This is a genomic window from Candidatus Poriferisocius sp. (assembly GCF_965214065.1).
Lineage (GTDB): Bacteria > Actinomycetota > Acidimicrobiia > Acidimicrobiales > Bin134 > Poriferisocius.
Map to the genome: position 1 here is coordinate 922589 of NZ_CBDCAT010000028.1, position 19015 is coordinate 941603.

17 protein-coding genes are annotated in these 19015 nt (G+C 65.1%); 8 read left to right on the forward strand and 9 right to left on the reverse strand.

The features are described from left to right. Positions 1 to 3 precede the first annotated feature (3 nt). On the forward strand, positions 4 to 1998 hold the full coding sequence (locus tag ACOOGG_RS15710) for a methyltransferase domain-containing protein (protein ID WP_420436724.1): 1995 nt from the start codon (positions 4 to 6) through the stop codon (positions 1996 to 1998). Here ACOOGG_RS15710 and ACOOGG_RS15715 read toward each other — a convergent pair. The 4 genes from ACOOGG_RS15715 to ACOOGG_RS15730 are packed head-to-tail and all read right to left on the reverse strand — an operon-like array spanning position 1978 to position 6995. After that, on the reverse strand, positions 1978 to 3039 hold the full coding sequence (locus tag ACOOGG_RS15715) for a glycosyltransferase (protein ID WP_420436726.1): 1062 nt from the start codon (positions 3037 to 3039) through the stop codon (positions 1978 to 1980). The genes ACOOGG_RS15710 and ACOOGG_RS15715 overlap by 21 nt on opposite strands. Beyond that, on the reverse strand, positions 3036 to 4007 hold the full coding sequence (locus tag ACOOGG_RS15720; protein ID WP_420436728.1) for a hypothetical protein: 972 nt from the start codon (positions 4005 to 4007) through the stop codon (positions 3036 to 3038). Before ACOOGG_RS15720 ends, ACOOGG_RS15715 begins: the two co-directional genes overlap by 4 nt. Beyond that, the gene (locus ACOOGG_RS15725; protein WP_420436730.1) at positions 3994 to 5232 is read right to left on the reverse strand and encodes a glycosyltransferase; all 1239 of its coding nucleotides are present in this window, start codon (positions 5230 to 5232) and stop codon (positions 3994 to 3996) included. Before ACOOGG_RS15725 ends, ACOOGG_RS15720 begins: the two co-directional genes overlap by 14 nt. Then, positions 5232 to 6995, reverse strand: coding sequence for an acetyl/propionyl/methylcrotonyl-CoA carboxylase subunit alpha (locus ACOOGG_RS15730; RefSeq protein ID WP_420436732.1), 1764 nt, complete (start codon positions 6993 to 6995; stop codon positions 5232 to 5234). Before ACOOGG_RS15730 ends, ACOOGG_RS15725 begins: the two co-directional genes overlap by 1 nt. 98 nt (positions 6996 to 7093) lie before the next feature. Between ACOOGG_RS15730 and ACOOGG_RS15735 the strand changes: the two genes are divergently transcribed. Beyond that, on the forward strand, positions 7094 to 7843 hold the full coding sequence (locus ACOOGG_RS15735; protein WP_420436734.1) for a biotin--[acetyl-CoA-carboxylase] ligase: 750 nt from the start codon (positions 7094 to 7096) through the stop codon (positions 7841 to 7843). On the opposite strand, the gene ACOOGG_RS15740 is transcribed toward ACOOGG_RS15735, so the two are convergent. Continuing rightward, positions 7818 to 8681: an aminotransferase class IV gene (locus ACOOGG_RS15740; protein ID WP_420436736.1), complete on the reverse strand. Its 864-nt coding sequence runs from the start codon at positions 8679 to 8681 to the stop codon at positions 7818 to 7820. The genes ACOOGG_RS15735 and ACOOGG_RS15740 overlap by 26 nt on opposite strands. After that, positions 8678 to 9694 (reverse strand): chorismate-binding protein, encoded by a 1017-nt coding sequence (locus ACOOGG_RS15745; RefSeq protein WP_420436739.1) that lies wholly within the window; start codon positions 9692 to 9694, stop codon positions 8678 to 8680. The genes ACOOGG_RS15740 and ACOOGG_RS15745 overlap by 4 nt, the downstream gene beginning before the upstream one ends. 125 nt (positions 9695 to 9819) lie before the next feature. Between ACOOGG_RS15745 and ACOOGG_RS15750 the strand changes: the two genes are divergently transcribed. After that, on the forward strand, positions 9820 to 11163 hold the full coding sequence (locus ACOOGG_RS15750) for an LCP family protein (protein ID WP_420436741.1): 1344 nt from the start codon (positions 9820 to 9822) through the stop codon (positions 11161 to 11163). Here the strand turns inward: ACOOGG_RS15750 and ACOOGG_RS15755 are convergent. Beyond that, positions 11121 to 12098: a GDP-L-fucose synthase family protein gene (locus ACOOGG_RS15755; protein ID WP_420436743.1), complete on the reverse strand. Its 978-nt coding sequence runs from the start codon at positions 12096 to 12098 to the stop codon at positions 11121 to 11123. The genes ACOOGG_RS15750 and ACOOGG_RS15755 overlap by 43 nt on opposite strands. Positions 12099 to 12159: 61 nt before the next feature. Here ACOOGG_RS15755 and ACOOGG_RS15760 point away from each other — a divergent pair, with 61 nt between their 5' ends. Genes ACOOGG_RS15760 through ACOOGG_RS15780 form a run of 5 tightly spaced genes read left to right on the forward strand, consistent with a single transcriptional unit; the run spans position 12160 to position 17339 of the window. Beyond that, positions 12160 to 13257 (forward strand): glycosyltransferase family 4 protein, encoded by a 1098-nt coding sequence (locus tag ACOOGG_RS15760; RefSeq protein WP_420436745.1) that lies wholly within the window; start codon positions 12160 to 12162, stop codon positions 13255 to 13257. Beyond that, positions 13257 to 14390 (forward strand): glycosyltransferase family 4 protein, encoded by a 1134-nt coding sequence (locus ACOOGG_RS15765; protein ID WP_420436747.1) that lies wholly within the window; start codon positions 13257 to 13259, stop codon positions 14388 to 14390. Before ACOOGG_RS15760 ends, ACOOGG_RS15765 begins: the two co-directional genes overlap by 1 nt. Continuing rightward, complete coding sequence (locus ACOOGG_RS15770; RefSeq protein ID WP_420436749.1) at positions 14387 to 15640, forward strand: glycosyltransferase family 4 protein; 1254 nt, start codon at positions 14387 to 14389, stop codon at positions 15638 to 15640. The genes ACOOGG_RS15765 and ACOOGG_RS15770 overlap by 4 nt, the downstream gene beginning before the upstream one ends. Positions 15641 to 15671: 31 nt before the next feature. Further along, on the forward strand, positions 15672 to 16439 hold the full coding sequence (locus ACOOGG_RS15775) for a hypothetical protein (protein WP_420436751.1): 768 nt from the start codon (positions 15672 to 15674) through the stop codon (positions 16437 to 16439). Between the two features lie 6 nt (positions 16440 to 16445). Then, positions 16446 to 17339 (forward strand): sugar phosphate nucleotidyltransferase, encoded by an 894-nt coding sequence (locus tag ACOOGG_RS15780; RefSeq protein ID WP_420436753.1) that lies wholly within the window; start codon positions 16446 to 16448, stop codon positions 17337 to 17339. Here the strand turns inward: ACOOGG_RS15780 and cofE are convergent. After that, positions 17336 to 18031 carry a coenzyme F420-0:L-glutamate ligase gene (gene cofE, locus ACOOGG_RS15785; protein WP_420436755.1) on the reverse strand — a complete coding sequence of 232 codons (696 nt, stop codon included), beginning with the start codon at positions 18029 to 18031 and terminating at the stop codon, positions 17336 to 17338. The two genes, ACOOGG_RS15780 and cofE, sit on opposite strands and share 4 nt — an antisense overlap. Continuing rightward, positions 18028 to 18978: a 2-phospho-L-lactate transferase gene (gene cofD / locus ACOOGG_RS15790; RefSeq protein ID WP_420436757.1), complete on the reverse strand. Its 951-nt coding sequence runs from the start codon at positions 18976 to 18978 to the stop codon at positions 18028 to 18030. Before cofD ends, cofE begins: the two co-directional genes overlap by 4 nt. Positions 18979 to 19015 lie beyond the last annotated feature (37 nt).

Sequence of the window (19015 nt, forward strand, 5' to 3'; positions counted from 1 at the left end):
CAAGTGAGTCCTGAGCCTCTGTCAATCATCTCCATCGGTGACTCGCTGCCCTATGCCGACGGCGCGGAGTCGGAGCTGTTGGCGATTATCAGCGCCGCCGAGGATCGACGGGTGGGGTCTGATGAGCTGGCTGACGCCATCCGGGATTGGCCTACGGCATACCACCTCGCTCCGGAGCGGGCCGTCCTCTTGGACCCGGTGGTCATCAAACCACGAGACCGAGTGCTGGATGTGGGGGCGGGCTCGGGGGTCAACACCCGCCTTTGCGCCGACCGTGGGGCCGCGGTGACCGCGGTGGAGGGCAGCGCTGCCCGGGCGGAGCTGATCGCACACCGCTGTGCCGGGCTCGATGGAGTGGAGGTGCTGTGCGGCCCTCTCGAATGTCTGGGTGAAGACCGGCGGGAGGGATTTGATGTCGTTCTGGTCGTTGGAGTGCTGGAGTATTCGGGCGCCGGCCATGGCGGGGGCGATGGGCCAGCCGCACTCTTGACCAGGGTGGCCGATGCCATGTCACCCGGTGGGGTGGTGGTGCTGGCCATTGAAAACCGCTTGGGTCTCAAGTACCTGCTTGGTTTTCCAGAAGACCACCTGGGTCTGCCCTGGGTGGGCTGGGAGGGTTACCGCCCCGGCGAACCGACGACGTGGTCTCGACGGGAGCTGGCCCAGATGTTGGCCGACGCGGGGTTGAGTGCTCAGAAATGGCTGTACCCGTTTCCCGACTACAAACTGCCCACAGCGGTGCTGGCCGAGGAGATCTACGACCAGCCTCAGGCGGTCGACTTGGTCGACCAGATAGTGGGTCGCCCGACCAGCGAGGAGTTTGCCCGGCCGGTGCTGGTTGCCGATGAACGGGCTGCCCACCGAGCGATGTTGGCGGCAGGATTGGGACCCGATGTGGCGAACTCCTTTTTGGTCGTTGCTGGCCGGGATCCCGAGGCGGTGGCGGAACGAGTTGACAAGCAGGCGCTGGCTTGGCGGGTGGCGCCTGACCGTCGTCGGCGCTGGAGGCAGCAAGCCCTGGTGGTCAAATCGGATCAGGGCTTGACCATGAGGCGCCGCCTCTTGGCTGAGGACAGAGAGAGCGATTTGGGAGGGTGGCTGAGGCAGGTCGAAGTGTCTGAGGAGCCCTATGTCGAGGGCCGAAATCTTGAGCAGTGCTTGCTGGACCGTGCCCGGGAAGGTGATGCCGACGGGATCGCTGAGCATTTGCGCACTTGGCGGGCCGCCTTGGCTGCACGAGAGACATCCATTGACTCAGTAGACGCGCCCCATCCCTATCTTCCCGAGGATTCCAGCCGGGTGCTGCCCCCGGTTTGGTTGGATGCCGGGCCGGACAACTTCGTGGTGACCGCTGACGGGCTCGAGTTTGTGGACCGGGAGTGGGTGGCTGCCGGGGGAGTAGACGTTCGCCTGGCCGTCGTCAGAGGGTTATGGAAAACAGTATCGGCCATGTTGAGTTCCCGCTGTCAACTGCCTTGGCCGGTTACCTGGAGCAACGACCGCCTAGTGGCCCACTTGGGCGGCCTGATCGGCGAGGACATAGATGCCGAGCTGCTGAAGCGGTGGCGGCAGGCCGAAGATGATCTGATTCGTAGGATCTACCGCCAGCCCGCGGTGAGACTGGCTGAGCTTCACGATGCTGGAAGCCGGTCTCGAATGGACTTATTGAGCTCGCCCATGGCCCCTTATCGGCGCATGGAGCACCTGGTTCACCGCCAGCAGGAGCTCATCGCCGAGCTGACCGGGGCAATTGAGCTAAGTAGTTCACACGAGCTATCCGGGGCAAATGAGCTGGCCGAGGGCTTGGCGGAGACACGGGCTCGTCTGGCCCAAGCCGAGGCTCAGCTAGCCCAGAGCCGGGCAGAGTTGGCGGAGACCCGGGCTCGCCTGGACCGGGTGGCCTGGCGGGAGAGGATCCACAACAAGATCGCCAGGCTGGCTCGGGGCATTCGCAGGCGGTTGAGGGGAGTCTTCGGGTCAGCCTCCAGCTTCGAGTAGGTCCTTGAGGGCAACCCACATCTGCTCTCGGGTGACTGAGATATCGAATCGCTGGGCCGACTCAATGCCTCGGCGGCGCAGGCTGGTTCTAAGGTACTGGTCGCCGAGCACCCGTTGCAGTGCCATGGCCATAGTTGCCGGGCGCTTGTCGCTGAGAACAATGCCGGAATCGCCAAGAGTCTCGCCTACTGCGGCGGCGTCAAAGGCCACAACCGGCAGGCCGTTGGCCATGGCCTCTACCAAGGGGACCCCGAATCCCTCGTGCTCAGATGCGCAGGCGAGCACATCTGAAAGCTGGTACCACTGGAGCAGTTTCTTGTCGGAGACCTTCCCGGCAAACACCACCCGGTCGATTACGTCGAGCCGTCTGGCGAGGCTCTTGAGGGATTGCAGGTATTGGGGCGGTGAGGCGTCGCCCACCAGCACCAGCCGCGATTGGGGCCGGAATCGCAACAGCACGGCCAAGGCGGCAATGAGGTCGTGCTGGCACTTGTTGGGGGCCAGCCGACCAACGAACAGCACCGTCCCGCCTTCCTCATCCACTGCGTCGTCGCTCTGGTTGGCCGGCTGCGGGCCGCTGCCCAGTTGCCATAGCACCGGAGCGACCACGACGTCGTCGACGCCCAAACCCCTCAATTCCCTGGCGTTGAACTTTGAGTCGGCAATCCCCCTGCGGGTGATCGGTGCGAGTTGGCTGAGTTGCTGGCGTCCTCGTTGAACGCTCTTGGCCAATTCGGGCTGCCAGGCCTGGAAGTAATTGGCCGGTGTGATGTTGTGGTAGTTCAGCACCACCGGTGCTTTCTTGCGGATCACAGACTGGGCAACTTCTGAGCCTATGGAGTGCTGGAGAATCGAGACTTTGGCGTCGCCCTTCCACTTCTCGATGGGAATGGAGTCGCTGTCTGACCTGTTCTTGCGTTCTACGACGATGCGGACCCCGATACCCCTCTCCTCAAGGAGTTCCCGAATCAGCCGGGTGTGATTGCTGGTGGCATCCCCCGATGCCATCTGCGGGATCAACAGGTCAACCGCGGGGCTCATGGGTCGCTCTGCTTCGTGGCGCGTTGGGCGACAACTATCTCAGCAATGCGAGAGTCGGGGCAGGGCTCCAAACGGGCGTCAAAGCCGATGCCCTGTAAGAGATGGCGCCACGTGATCGGTGAGATGCCCAGCCCCGATCCCAGTTCGGCATCCACCCGTCCCCGGCTCGCAGGATCGGCCACTGCCACAATGATCCGCCCAGTCTTATCTAACTTCCGGCTGGCTTGGTCAACCATTTCCAACAGGTTGGCCAACGGGAGCGTCTCCACCACGCCGGTGAGCACAATCGTTCCGAATGACTCGTCCTCTGCGTCAAGAAGGTGGGCCAGTACGTCGCCAGTTCGAATATCGAGTTGACGCTTGAGCCCTGCGAGCACCCGGTCGGGTTCTTGCTCAACTCCGTGGGAGAGGACCCCTCGATTGCCGATGGCTTCCACGATGTCACCCTCCCCTCCCGAAATCACCAGGCAAGGACCTGAGCTCGCGAAGCCGGCCACATGAGACACCACAGTGGCGGAAGGCTCGGGGGGATTGTCCAGAATGCCAAATCCGGCCGGAACAGACTGAGCGACCGGATACCCGGCGGCGTCTTCCAATCGGCCCAGACGGGTTTCGAGGTTGCGCAGGTGCCGGACCAACATTCCGGCGAATACATTGAACTGATCGCTCAAGAAGCGTATGTACCAGTAAGTCAGCTTGCGGATCGCCCATTTGATGCTCCGGAGCCCCCGGCGCGATCCGATGGGGACATGGGGATCGAGGGCGGCTTGATTGGCGATTTGGTCTAGCAGAGGATTCTCATCACTTGCAGTTTCTGGAGAGTTTCTGGCGGGGGATATGTCGGCCCAAACCTGTGCAACCTCACGCTCGAGTCGGGCTATCTCCTGGTCTTGGCGGCGCCGGTTCTCGGCCTTGGCCTCGATTTCCACGCCGACCCTCTTGGTGTCAACGGGGTCAGATCTGTTCATTTTTTCGCGATCCCCGAACGATTCGTCGGGCAAGCCGGATTATGGCCGGGCGGGCCAGTTCTTCGTGCAGTCGGCGGTTCTCACCCTCCAACTCGGCTATGCGGGCGTCCCGTTCGGCTATGCGGGCGTCCCGTTCGGCTATGCGGGTGTCCCGTTCGGCGATGCGGGTGTCTCTTTCGGCTATGCGGGCGTCCCGCTCGCCAACCCGGTCTTTCCACTCCTCGATGCGGGTGTCCCGCTCACCAACCCGGTCTTCAAGCTCAGCGATCCGGTCGTCCTCGTTGACAAAGCGCTCGCGGAGATGTTCGTTTTCAGCGTCAGCCCCAAGAGCTTGATCGCGTAGGCGGAGGATCTCGTGGCGAAGCGGTTCGATGTCCTCGCCATCGACCAGATCGGCGGTCATGGGGCGAATACTAGAGCCGGTGTAGTCAGGGCGGTGATCGCGGAGGTGGTGCCATGGATCGGCTAACTCGGCCCAGCGGTGAACGAATCTCTCCGACTCCCAGGGCTCGATTACCGGTTCCCGGCTGGCGCTCTCGTGGTGGACAAGGATTGCAGCGGGCTCCACAACGACCCGGAGTCCCGATCTGAGCAGCCGCAAGCACAGATCGATGTCACCATAGGAGGCCGGAAACACCGGTGACAGTGCGCCAACGGCCAGAAGGTCTCGCCGACGGGCCAGCAGGCAGGCTCCAGTCACGCCGATCACGTCTCGGGCCACATCGACTCCATGGGCTGCGGCGTCTGACAGTGGGCAGCCCCGAAATGAGTGGGTGGGATGACCGTTTTTGATTTCCATTCCTATGTGTTGAATCGACCGGTCGGGATAGACCAAGGCCGCCCCCACTACCCCCACGGTTGGGTCGTCGAGGTGGGCTGTCATCCGCCCAAGCCAATCGGAGGTTTCTGCCTCGATGTCGTCGTTGAGCAAGAGGGTCAGCTCCCCCCGACAGGCCAGCAGCCCCGAGTTGACGGCCATCGAGAAGTCAAAGCTGCCTGGTCCGCGGTTCACTATTTGCACCGGGAAGTAGCCAATCGGCCGGGGGAGTTCTCCCTGGAATTCGTCGCCCACGACGACGATCACTTCAAGAGGCGGGGGATCCAGCATCCGCAGCGTCTCAAGACAGCGATCGAGCATGGTCTCATTTGCGCCGGGCTGAGAGAAACCGGCGCTGGGGATGATGATCGAAGTTCTGGCCTGGCCCTGAGCTGACGGCTCCAGCACTATTCGATGACCGCGACCACGTCGCCGCCGCCTACCGAGTCGCCTTCGGCTACCCGGACTTCGGCAATTGTGCCCGACTTCTCGGCGCACACGTTGTTCTCCATCTTCATGGCCTCGAGCACCACGATGGGATCTCCGGCCTCCACCGTGTCCCCTTCGGCCACCATCACCTTCACGATGGTGCCCTGCATGGGCACGGTCACCTCGCCGCTGCCGGCGCTTCCGCCGCTCTTGCTGGCGGACGCCCGCTTGGGGCGCTTGGACCCGCCTGGCGCGGCGGCGGTTGCCACCTGGGCGGTCTCGGGCACCCACATCCGCACCGCGTAGCGCTGGCCGTTGACCTCGACATCGATTTCCCGCTGCACCAGGGGTTCGTCATCGGTTGGCGGGATGTCGGTGTCCGACGAGCCCTTGACTCCGGTGAGGTCCAGGGTTTCCTCCACCCATTTGGTGGAGTGGGCGAGCGCGGCGAAATCGGGGTGGGACAAGATGGCCACGTCAGCGCTGATGGTGGTGGCCACCCCGCTCACTTCCAACTCGTCGAGGGCCCGCAGAGTGCGGGCGATGGCGGTGGGCCGGTCCCGGCCCCAGCAGACCAACTTGCCCACCAAGTTGTCGTAGAACTGGCTGATCTCGTCGCCGGCCTCGTAGCCGCCGTCCCAGCGGGTGCCGAAGCCGCTGGGCAGGTGCAGACCGGTAATCGGCCCCGGCGAGGGCAGAAAGGCGCCTTCGGCGGGGTCTTCGGCATTGATGCGCACCTCGATGGCATGTCCGGAGATTGCGATGTCGTCCTGGGTGAATGGCAGCGGTTCGCCTGCGGCCACCCGGATCTGCTGCTCCACCAGGTCGACACCGGTTACCAGCTCAGTGGCCGGGTGTTCCACCTGGAGCCGGGTGTTCATCTCCAGGTAGTAGAACGCGCCGTCCTCATACAGGAATTCCACCGTTCCGGCGTTCACGTAGTCGCAGCCCTGGGCCACCTTGACCGCGGCTTCGCCCATGGCGGTGAGCACATCGGGGTCGATGCCTGCCGCGGGGGCCTCCTCGATGAGCTTTTGATGGCGGCGCTGGGCCGAACAGTCGCGGGTGCCCAAATACACGCAGTTGCCATGGCCGTCGGCCAACACCTGCACTTCCACATGGCGGGGCTTCTCCAGATAGCGCTCCATGTAGATCTCGTCCCGTCCGAAATAGCTGAGCGCCTCCCGCTGGGCCGACTCGATTGCATCCTCCACCGCACTCTCGTCGGCCACCACCTTCATGCCCCGACCGCCACCGCCGTAGGCCGCCTTGATGGCGACCGGGTAGCCGTATTCGGCCCCGAAGGCTCGCACCTGGCTGGGGTCGGTGATGAGCTCGGTGGTGCCGGGCACGCCGTTTACCCCTACCCGCTCGGCGGCCTGGCGAGCGGAGATCTTGTCGCCCATGACTTCTATTGCCTCGGGATTGGGGCCGATGAACGCCACCTCCCGGGCGGTGATGGCCCGGGCGAAGTCGGCGTTCTCGGAAAAGAACCCGTAGCCGGGGTGGACACCGTCGGCCCCTGTGCGCTCGATTATCCCGAGGATGGCCTCGGTGTTCAGATAGCTCTCGGCCGCAGTCTGGCCGCCCAAGGCGTGGGCTTCGTCGGCCATGCGCACGTGGAGGGCGCTGCGGTCGAGCTCGGAGTACACCGCCACCGTGGCGATGCCCATCTCCCGGCAGGCCCGGATCACCCGTACAGCGATCTCACCCCGGTTCGCCACCAATACCTTGGACAACACGGCAATATGGTGGCAGACGGATTCTCTAGCACGCGAATAATGACAGGAGAGGTGGTTGTGGACCAGTTGGCAGGGGGTGAGTCGTGGAGGAGAGCTTGATGGCAGGTTTTCGCGTCGGTTGGGTTGCTGAAACCGGCTCGACCAACGCCGACCTCTTGGCTGCGGCCCGCCTCGGCGCTGAGCCGAACAAAGTCTTAGTGGCCGACTACCAGAGTTCTGGACGAGGCCGACGGGGGAGAACCTGGGAGGCGTCTCCGGAGTCGAGCCTGTTGTTCTCGGTATTGGCTAGGCCCAAGCTCGCCGCTGAAGCTTCCCACTTGGTGACCACCGCGTTGGCCCTCGCAGCAGTGGAGGCCTGTAAGACTCAAGCCGAGGTGCGGCCATGGTTGAAGTGGCCCAACGATCTGATTGTGGGTGATCGCAAACTAGCCGGCGTGCTCGCCGAATCGGTGGTGGTCGGGGAACGACTGGAGGCTGTGGTGGTGGGCATGGGTCTCAACGTGCGCACCGGTGCGGCCCCCGCCGAAGCTGCTGATACCGCCGTGTCTCTTGAAGATGTGTGTGGTGCGGTGATCGACCGCCGAGAGATGCTGGGGGAGATTCTGACCGGTTTCGCCCACTGGATGGCGAGAGTTGAGAAAGCTAGCGGCCAGGCTGCGTTGGTGGCTGCGGCGCGCCACGAGTCGGCCACCCTGGGCTGCCGGGTATCGGTGGAACTAGGAGATGGAACGGTGTTGGAGGGTTTGGCCCAGGATTTGGATGAGCGGGGTGCGTTGCTTCTGGACGGTGGGCGAAGGGTTGTGGTTGGAGATGTTGTGCACCTTAGGGGTCAATCTGAGTTGCCTTGAGGCGGGCGAAGGCCTGGATGGCAGCCTGGGTGAGGGGGCCGGGGGCGGAGGACAGCGTATGGCCGTCGACGGCGTGGATGGGGTGAACGTCACGGGTGGTGGAGGTGAGAAACGCCTCTTCGGCGGTGGCGAGGGCACTAAGGGGCACGTCTTGTTCGACGGCGCCGGTCAAATCGATCACCAGTTGGCGAGTGATACCGGCCAGGCATCCTGAAGCCAGCGATGGTGTGATCAGACGGCCTTGGTGAACCAAGAACACGTTGCTGCCGGTGCCTTCGCACAGTTGGCCTTGGGTGTTGGCAAAGACGGCCTCGCTGGCCCCGGTCGCTTTGGCCGAGGCCAGGGCCCGCACGTTGGCTCCGTAGGACACGGTCTTGAGGCCGGCCAGGGGGCCGCACTCGTTGATGGTCCAGTGCATGGTGGCCACGGCGGTGGTGGCTGGCCACGGAGGCTGGGGGGTGGCCGCAACGGTGGCGGTGGGCGGGCTGTCGCCCCGGCTGCTGCCCAGTGGACCAGTGCCGCTGCTGACGGTCACCCGCAATCGCCCCTCATCGAGCCCGTTGGCCGCGGCCACCCCGATCATGGCTTCCCGGAGCACACCGGCATCGGGCACCGTGACACCCAGGTGCTCAGCCGAGTAGGCCAGCCGCTCCAGGTGACGGCGGGCGGCGAACGGCATGCCCCGCACAATGACCAAGGTCTCGAACACCGCGTCTCCCACCAGCCAGCCGTGGTCGAAGGGGGAGATCCGAGCCTGGTCCTCGGGAACCAGCTCCCCGTTTATCCACACTATGCGGGCCCTTGGCGAAGTCTCAGCAGGAATCTGCGTCTCGGTCATATCGGGATGTACTCTCCGGTGGCCACCGCGAGCAGCCTCTTGGCCTTCAGCTCGGTCTCCCGCCACTCGTCTTCGGGATTGCTGTCGTAGGTGATGCCGCCGCCGGTGCCGAGGTGGAGGTGCCCGTCCTCAAGCCAGAGTGTGCGGATGGCCACGTTCAAATCGCCCTGCTGGCGGTCGGCGTCAACCCACCCAACCGCACCGCAGTACACCCCGCGGGCCTGCGGCTCCAAGGCCGCGATGGCGTCAAGAGCGGCCAACTTGGGGGCGCCGGTGACCGATCCGGGGGGGAATGTTGCCTCGATCAGCTCGGGCCATCCGCAGCCGGGGCGCAGACGCCCTTGAACGGTACTCACGAGATGCACTAGCCCAGGATGGTGTTCCAGGGAGAACAGCTCGGGCACGCTGATCGTCCCGTAGTCGCAGACCCGTCCTAGATCGTTGCGCACGAGATCCGCGATCATCAGATTCTCGGCTTGGTCTTTGGGAGTCAGCTTAGATGGCTCAGCTGCGGTTCCCTTGATAGGGGACGACTTCACCCACGGGCCGTCGCGGACTACAAACCGCTCGGGCGAGGCAGAGGCGATGTGGACGCCGTGTTCAGGCAGGCGCAGCACGGCGGCGTAGGGAGCGGGGTTGCCCTCGGCCAGCGCGGCCCCCAAAGCGGCAATGTCGGTGTCGGGATGGATGAGCGGCGCGCTGAGCCGGCGGGTGAGGTTCACCTGGTAGACGTCACCGACGCCGATCATCTCCCGAATGGCCGACACGCCGCGGGTGAAACCGGCCCGATCAAGAGAACTGGTCCAGGTGTCGGCCGGGAGGCCCTTCCAGGGACGGCCCTTCCAGGGACGGGCAGGACGCACCGAGTCGAAGCGGGCGCACACTGCTTTGCCGTGGAAGTCAATGGCCACTGCCCAGAACCCGCTCGACTCCAGGGCGCTTAAATCGTCGGTGACGTCGGCCAGCCTGGAACACAGATGGTGTCCCACCACGGCAACAGCCGCCACCTCCATTGGGTGCAGTGTACCTATCGCTTTCCCCAAAAGGGCAGCCTTTGAGTATCCGGACTCTGTTGGCACTTATCCGGTGCTGGAGGCTGAACCAAAACGAATTGATCAGCCTTTTACACTGGCAGTGAATGAGGCGCGGCAGGCGGCGAGTACGCAAGAGAACCTGGTGGCAACTCATGGTGGTGCTGTTTGGGTTGCTGGTGTTCGCCGCGGCGGTGGGCGGGGCCGCGGGGCTGGCCGTGGTGAAGTCGCAGATTAACAAGATTCCCCGGGTGTCGGTCGGCCTTTCGCTCTCTTTTGAGCAGCAGAGCGATTCGGAGGCTCGGAACTTCTTGTTGGTAGGGATCGACAGTGCTCTGGGGGTCGACCCCGACAGCCCGATTCACAACGACCGGGACATCAACACCCTGTTGACCGACTCGGTGATCTTGGTGCGCATCGATCCTGAGGCCGACCGGGTGGCAATGCTGTCGATCCCCCGCGACCTGTGGGTGCCGATTTCCGGCAAAGGATGGAGCGAACGGGTGAATGCCGCTCGGGGCATCGGGGGAGCCAGCACACTGATCGAAACCGTGTCGGATTTCCTCGGTGTGCCCATCCACCACTATGTGGAGATCAATTTCGCCGGATTCCTCCGGATCGTGGAAGCGGTAGACGGGGTGCCGGTGGAGATCGCCCAGTCCATCCGGGATGACTCGGTGGGGTTGAGGATCGAGCAGGCCGGGGTGGTGACTCTCGATCCCGACGCGGCGCTGGCCTATGTGCGGACTCGTCGGCCGCTGACGCTGATCGAGGGGGGGAATCCGGCCAACGACGACGACTGGGTGCCCCTCGGAGTGTGGAACGACCTCGAGCGTAACCAGCGCCAGCAGGAATTCATGGTGGCCACCCTCAAACGGGCGGTGGAGAAGGGAATTCGCAATCCGCTTACCCTGCGAAGGGTGGCCAACGAGCTATTGGACGGCGACAGCCCCAGCATCACCCTGGACGACCGCATCACCTTGGGTCAGATTGTGGATTTGGGCGATGAGTTCCGGTCGTTCCGGGTAGATCAGATTGAGCGGTACAAGCTGCCGGTGGCTGATGCCACCATCGACGGCAAACAGGTGCTTCTGTTGGTAGAGGATGCGGCCCAGCCGGCGCTGGAGTTCTTCCGGGCTGGGAGCCTGGCCGGGGTTCGGGTGAGAGTGCTGAACGGTAATCCGTCGGGCACCGTGGCCGGAGTGGAGGATGCCCTGGAGCGGGCCGGGTTCTCCGTGGTGGAACGGGCCAACGCCGACCGGTTTGACGTGGGCATAACCATGGTTCGCTATACCGTGGCATTCGAGGACGAGGCACAGGAGCTGGCCCGCCATGTGGAGCCTGTGCCGCGGCTAGAACTGGTGGCCGAGATCGACGGCGCCGATGTGGAGTTGGTGGTGGGCGCTGACTATGCCGGGGTTTCCGGCACGCCTCGCGATTCGGCTTCGTGACGGTTGGCCAGATACCACCGATAGGTGCGTCGCAAACCTTCGGCGAACGGTGTGGTGGCCTCGAAACCGAATAGTTCCTTCGCCCGGGCGGGGTCGACGCAGCGGCGAGGCTGGCCGTCGGGCTTGGTGGCATCCCATTCGATGCGGCCGGCGAATCCGGTGATCTCGGCCACGTCGTGGACTAGCTCTTTGATGGCGACCTCATGGTTGGCCCCCAGGTTCACGGGAGCCGCTCCCCGGTAGTGTTCGGCGGCGAGCAGGATGCCCTGGGCGGCGTCGTCCACATAGAGGAACTCTCGGCTGGCCGTGCCGGTGCCCCACACCTCGATGCTGTCATGGCCGGCTTCGACAGCATCCACGCACTTCTTGATGAGAGCGGGGATGACGTGTGACACCGACGGGTGGAACTTGTCGCCCGGGCCATACAGGTTGGTGGGCATCAGATAGATGCCCTGCTGGCCGTACTGGTCGCGGTTGGCCTGGAGTTGCACGAGTTGGGCAAGCTTGGCCACTCCGTAAGGGGCGTTGGTCTCTTCGGGGTACCCGGTCCAAAGGAAGTCCTCGGTGAACGGCACCTTCGTGTGCTTGGGGTACGAGCAGATGGTGCCCACCACCACCAGCCGGTCGGTTCCCGCCAGCCGGCACTGCTCGATGACATTGGTCCCCATGAGGAGATTGTCGAGGTACAAGTCGGCGGGCCGCTGAAGGTTGGCGCCGATGCCCCCCACCCGGGCTGCCAGGTGGATGACCACATCGGGCTGGGTATCGGCCAGCAGCCTGTGGGCGTCTTCGGCGGTGCGCAGGTCGTAGTCGGCGCTGGACGGGACGGCCAGCAGGGAGGGCTTTTGCTGGTTGACCAGTCGGCAAACCGTTTGGCCCAAGAATCCGGCACCCCCGGTGATCAGGACTCGTTTGCCAACCCAAAAGCCGCTCATCGGACTTCACACTAGTGGTCCGCAGCGTACGCATTGAGTTGGGGCTGGCAGACTCAGAGCAGTGAGAGTGGCGATTACGCTGGAGCAGTGCTGGCACTCGGTGCCGGGGGGGACGGCTGCGGCCGCACTGGGATGCGTGGAGGCCTTGGGACGGCTGTCGGCGGGGCCAGAGATCGTTGGCGTATCGGCTTGGCATCGGAATCCCCCCCAAGAGCCGTTCGCTCCGGGCATTGCGGTGGAGGCTGTGCGTTTACCCCGAGCCGGCTTGTACTGGGGCTGGCACCAAATGCGATGGCCAGCAGTGGAGCGGACAGCGGGGCCGGTGGACGCGATCCATGCTACCGGCATGGCGGTGCCTCCCCGGACGGCGCCGCTGGCGGTGACGGTCAACGACCTGGCGTTTTTGCGCCATCCCGACCACTTCACACCGCGGGGCATGCGGTTCTTCGTTCGATCGCTGGAGCTGACCCGGATCGATGCCGATCTGGTGGTGTGCCCATCGCAGCACACGGCAGATGATTGCGCTCAGGCGGGGATCGACGGTGATCGGGTGCGGGTAGTGCCGTATTGGGCCAACGACCGCTTGGTCCCGCCCGAGGAGGCCGACGAGGTGCGGCAGCGGTATGGCCTGGCTGGTCGGTTTGTGCTGTGGGTGGGCACAGCTGAACCTCGCAAGAACCTGGCCGGGCTGCTGGAGTCATGGCAGATGCTGGGCCGAACCGCCGAGGATTTGGTCTTGGTGGGCCCGGAAGGGTGGAAGTCGAACCTTGGTATGGAATTGGCTTCGTCTGGTCAGTCGATCCGCCGGTTGGGGTTTGTGGCCGAGGCCGACAAGCGGGCGCTGATGCGGGCCGCCGCGGTGGTGTGCTATCCGAGCCTGACCGAGGGATTCGGCCTGCCGGTGCTGGAGGCAATGGTGCAGGAGGCGCCGGTGGTGACCTCGACGACGGGGGCCACCGCCGAGGTTGCTGGCTCGACCGGGGTGCTGGTGGATCCGACCAGGTCTCAGGAGATCGCCGACGCGCTGGCCGGGCTACTCGACTCCCCCGATGATGCGGCCCGATTGGGCAAGCAGGGCCGGGAGCGGGCCCTGGCCGAGTTCACCTGGCAGCGCACGGCAAATGGGCTGGTTGATGTGTACCGAGAGCTGGCCGGCTGATGGGCTCGTCTGATCCGGTCGTAACGGTGGGGGTGAACCTGTTGTGGCTGCGGTCGGGCAAGGTGGGGGGTTCTGAGGACTATGCGGTCAGATTGCTGTCGGCAATCTCGCCGGACGCCCCGGTGAGGCTGACGTTGTTCGCGCCGCGTGGGTTCGCCGAGGCCCACCCGTCGCTGGCTGAGCGCCACGAGGTGGTGGTTTCTCCACCGGCGAGGGGTCGGCCACTGCGAGTGTTTGTCGAGAACACCTGGCTGGCCAGCCAATGTCGTCGCCGCGGCCTTGCCATGGTCCACCACTTTGGGGGGACAGTGCCCTGGATGGGCATCCGGCCCGCCATCGTGACCATCCACGATTTGCAGCCTCTGGACTGTCCCAGGCGCTTCGGCTTGATCAAACGGATGTATCTGAGGTCTATGCTGCCGTGGTCGGTGCGCCGGGCCGAGGCGATCGTGACGGTGAGCGAGTTCAACCGGGGCCGCCTGGAGGAGCGCTTGGGGGTCGATCCCCAGCGGGTGGCGGTCCTGCCGGCGCCGGTTGACGCCTCTTTGGGCGACTCGGAGATGCCGCTGGCTGCCGCAGTGCCGGATTTGTCCCACCCGTTCGTGTTGTATCCGGCGGTGGCCTACCCCCACAAGAACCACGAAGTGCTGCTGCGGGCGCTGGCCCGGTTGGCCGCCGACGGGGTAGACGTGGAGCTGGTGGCCACTGGGGCACCCGGCCCGCGAGACGCCAAGCTGGACCAGTTGGCCATCGATTTGGAGGTGGGGAGCCGCTGGCACCGGCTGGGCCGCATTCCCCGCCCGGTGCTCGACGGCCTGTTTCGGCAGGCGGTGGCCACGGTGTTCCCGTCGAAATACGAGGGTTATGGTCTCCCTGTGGTCGAGGCCATGGCCCGGGGCTGTCCAGTGGTGGCCGCTGACGCCGGGGCATTGCCTGAAGTGGTGGCATCGGGCGGGTCCCTGTTGGATGCCGATGACGATGCCCGGTGGGCCGAGGCCATCGGCCACCTAGCGAGGGATCCCGACGCCCGCCAGGCATTGAGCGAAGCAGGTCAGTCCAGGGTGCGTGAGCTGGCCGAGTTCGACTCGGCCGCGGGAATGTATGCCCTCTATGCCGAAGTGGCCCGAAGATGAATCATCTCCGCATCTTGGTGCTGTGCCCGCACTATGAGCCGGATACCGCTCCCACCGGAGAGGTGATAACCGCCATCTGCGAGCAATGGACGGCCCGTGGCCACCGGGTGGAGGTTGTCACCAGCCTTCCGTGGTACCGGGACCACGCGGTGGCCGAGGGATGGTCCGGGCGCCTCGTCCGCACCCAGCGCGAACCGTGGGGTCGGATCCGGCGCTGGCATCCGTTTCCTGCCGACAAGGGGCGTTTGGTGGCCCGGGCAGCAGCATTCGCCGGGTTTTCCGTGCTGGCGGGGGCCGATGCCGTTGCCGCAGCAGGCCGCTGCGATGTGGTGGTCGCCATGTCGCCCCCGCTCACTTTGGGGGCTGCGGGGTGGGCGGCGGCCTGGCGGGGACGGGTTCCACTGGTGTTCAACGTGCAGGATGTTTTCCCCGACGCCGCAGTGGAGACGGGGGTTCTGCGCAACCCTCAGGCGGTGGCCGCAGCCAGCAGGCTTGAGCGTTGGGTGTATCGGCGGGCCGATGTGGTGACCGTGCTTTCGGAGGGCATGGCCGAAAACGTGAGGGCCAAACTGGATTCCGGTGATGACCCGCAAAAGGTGGTGGTCGTACCCAACACGGCCGACGCCGATCGCATTGTCCCGTCTGATCGGCACAACTCCTATCGAGCCGACCTTGGGCCGGGTGGCGATTCAGACAAGACGGTGGTGATGTACGCCGGCAACCTGGGGCACTCCCAGCCCTTGGACTTGATGGTGACCGCAGCAGAGCAATTCGCCGATCGGGGGCGGGCCGACGTCCAGTTTGTGGTCAACGGCGACGGGGTGGCCCGCTCATCGGTGGCCGCGGCGGCCACTCGGCTTGACAATTTGCACCTGGTGGGCTGGCAACCGCCGGAGCGTCTGGGGGAGGTGCTGGCCGCCGCTGACCTACACGTGGTGCTGCTGCGGGCCGGGCTGGGCGCTTCCAGCGTGCCCTCCAAGGTGTACTCAGTGCTGGCTGCGGGCCGCCCGGTGCTGGCCAGCGTCGACCGGGACAGCGAAGTGGAGCGGCTGCTCGCCGAATCCGGTGCGGGGCGGACGGTTGGCCCCGACGACGTCGATGCCTTCTGTGCCGCGGTGGCCGAGATGGCCGACGATACCGACGGCCTGGCCGAGATGGGTCGGCGGGGGAGGTCCTACGCCGAGCAGGCCGCCAGCCCCCAACAGGTGGCCGACCGGTATCTCGATCTGTTCCGGCGATTGATGCGCTGATCGCGCCGTCAGACCAGTAGCCTGTAAAGCCGTGGCAAGAGCCTCTGGTTCTCGAAAAGTGGCGCGGGCTGCGTCGATGGGCGATGTCGGCCAACAGCGCCGCATCATCGGCTTTCCCGCATTGGTGGTGCTCATCATCTTGATCGGCTCCGGCGTGGTGGCCATCGCCTGGAGTCTGCGGGAGGCTGAGTCTCGTCCCGGCCTCAGCGATCACTGGCACTCGGCCTATGGAGTATGGGACTGCACCGATAACAATGGCGAAGGGGCGTTCCAGCCGATCTTCGAGGGTCGGCTAAACCCCCAGGGCTATCCCTATGACCCTGAGGGCATCCACTCCCACTCCGACGGGCTGATCCACGTCCACCCGTTCACCGCCAACGCCGCGGGCGAGGACGCCATCATGGCCAAGTTCTTCGAGTCGATGTTCGTGAAGATGGATATGAACGGCATCACCGCCGCCGAGTTCGGGGTGATCAGCGCAGTGGACGCGGTGTGCGATGGGCAGCCGGCTGTGATGCAGATTGTGCGCTGGTCCAGGGCGCTCACCGCGGAAGCCGCCGAGCCTGACGAGCGGATCTACGCGGACTTCGGCGATGTCCGCTTCAAGAGGGACGGCGAGGCCTTCACCATCGCCTTGGCGCCCCGCGATGCGGTGGTGCCCCTGCCTCCCACCGTCAATGATCTGCTCGGGGTGTCGCCCTCGCTGGTGGCCGACATCTCCCAGCCCGAGGGCCCGGTTGAATTCGACGACGGAATCGACGAGGACGTTCCGGGCGTCAGGGTGGAAGACGACGGTTAGCTCCTCGTGGACGCAGTCGTACTGGTCGGCGGATTCGGAACCCGGCTCCGGCCTCTGACCCTGACTCGTCCAAAGCAGATGCTGCCAGTGGTAGACCGGCCCATGATCGAGCACGTAGTGGGGAGGCTGGGCCAGCAGGGAGTTACCCGGGCGGTGCTGTCGCTGGGATATCGGCCGGATGCCTTTGAAACCGCCTATCCCCAGCGCCGCTGTGCCGAGGTGGAGTTGTTCTACGCGGTGGAGCCCGAGCCACTGGACACCGCGGGGGCCATCGCCTTTGCCGCCCGAATGGCCGAGGTACAGGACACGTTTATCGCGGTGAACGGCGATGTGATCAGCGATTTTCCGCTGGTCGACCTGCTCGACGCCCACCGCGGGAATAGCGCGGCAGCCACCATTGCCCTTACCCCGGTGGAGGATCCTTCCCGCTACGGAGTGGTGGTGTGCGACCCCGATGGTCGGGTGCGGGCCTTCGTCGAGAAGCCGCCCGCTGAAGAGGCCCCCAGCCGGTGGATAAACGCCGGGATGTACGTTCTTGACCCCTCGGTGGTCGAGTTGATCCCCGAAGGCCGCCCCGCCTCAATCGAAAGGGAGACCTTCCCGGCACTCGTGAGAAAGGGGTCGCTGTACGCGGTGGCCCGAGACGGCTTTTGGATCGACGCCGGCACCCCTGCCGCCTACCTAGAGGTCCAGATGGCCCTCGCTGGCGGCACTCACATCCATCCCACCGCCGAAATCGCCGGCAGTGCACAGATAACAAACTCAGTGATAATGGACCACGCCGCGGTTGCCGCCGGAGCCCGGGTAGCGGACTCCGTCTTGCTGCCCTACAGCACGGTCCAGGCGAACGTCGAAATCCGCCGGGCCATTGTCAGCCCCAAACACCACATCACTGCCTAGCGGAACAGGTCCTCGGCGGGGGAGCGGATCAGGTCAGCTTGGATGCTGCCAGGGCCGAGCCAGGTTGGGTCAATACCCCGGATGACGGCCACCGGGATGTTCTCGGCCTTGCCCATGACCAACTCTGCGGCGGCAGCCAGCTCGTCGACGATGGCCACCTCGGTCACCTGGAGTTCCCGTCCCGTGGTGTCTTCTGTACCCCGCAGATCGAGGATGGGACGGACCCCGGCCGAGCCAATGGCCACGTCGGCCACCCCTCGCCGCCAGGGACGCCCGAAGGTGTCGGATACGATCACCGAGACCTCCACACCGGCCTTGGCTCGGATCCCGTCGCGGATGCGCCGGGCCGAGCGGTCGGGATCGTCGGGCAGCAGCGCGGCTTGGTCGGCGTCGACGTTGGACCGGTCAACTCCGGCATTGGCGCATACGAACCCGTGCTTGGTCTCGCTGATGATGAGATGGCCCCGACGCCGAAGCACCCGAACCGACTCCTGCTCCACCACCGGCTTGTGCGATTGGGGGTCGTCGGGGTCAACCGCGACCATGGCTCCTTCGGCCTTGGAAACGATCTTCTGGGTGACCACCACGACATCGCCATCGGCCAGATCGGCTGCTTCGGCGATGAGGCCGGCCAGGTCATCGCCCGCATTGATCTCGGGCATACCCTCCACGCCGAGAATCTCGAGTCTCATCGGTGGGCTTTGTGGGTGGTACAGCCCAGAACCACTTGGGCCAGCGCAATGGACGACTCGACTCCGTCCATGATGGTGGGTGCCACCACACAGGCCATACCAGCGGATTCCACGCTGTCGGCCAGGTGGGCGTCGGTCTCGTCGATTACCAGTGTGGCCGCCACGTCCCGGTACAGCCGTGCCACTCCGACTGCCGAGCTCTCGTGGCCCAGTTCCCGCATGAGCCGGTCGGCGGGGCCTTTCAGTGCAACACCGCCCACGATGGGCGACACTGCCACCACGGCGTCGCGGCGGGCGGCCACTGCCTCTCGCACGCCGGGCACCTCCAGCACCGGTCCGATGGACACGATCGGATTGGAGGGGGCGATGACGATCTGCTTGGCCGTGGCCAAGGCCTCGATGAGACCGGGCGCGGGCTTAGCACTCTCCGATCCAGCTACCCGGACTGCGGTCACGGCCACATCGTGGCGGCGGCGCACGAAATAGTCTTGGAAGCCGATCTCGCCCTCGTCGATAGTGGTGACTCTGGTCTCGATCCGGTCATTGGTTACGGGCACGACGGCCAGCTCCAAACCCCACGCCGCAGCGATCTCTGCGGTGATGGTGGCCATATCGGCCCCTTGGCCGAGGCGGTGGGTGCGGTACAGATGAGTGGCCAGGTCGCGGTCGCCCAGCCTGAACCAGGTGATCCCGCCGTAACGGTCCAAGGCGTCCATGGCCTGCCAGGTCTCTCCGGCAAGACCCCAGCCGGCATCGGGGTTGACCGCATTGGCCAGCGTGTAGACCACGGTGTCCAGGTCGGGGCTCACATGGAGGCCGTGCAGCACCGCGTCGTCGGCGGTGTTCACCACCGCGAGCTGGTCGTCGGGCGGGTGGGCTCGAATCAGGCCGGTGAGCAGCTTGGCCGCTCCCACTCCTCCGGCCAGTGTGACGACGCTGGGGGTCACGAAATCACTCTGAAGGGGTAGCCGGCGGGCTTGATCA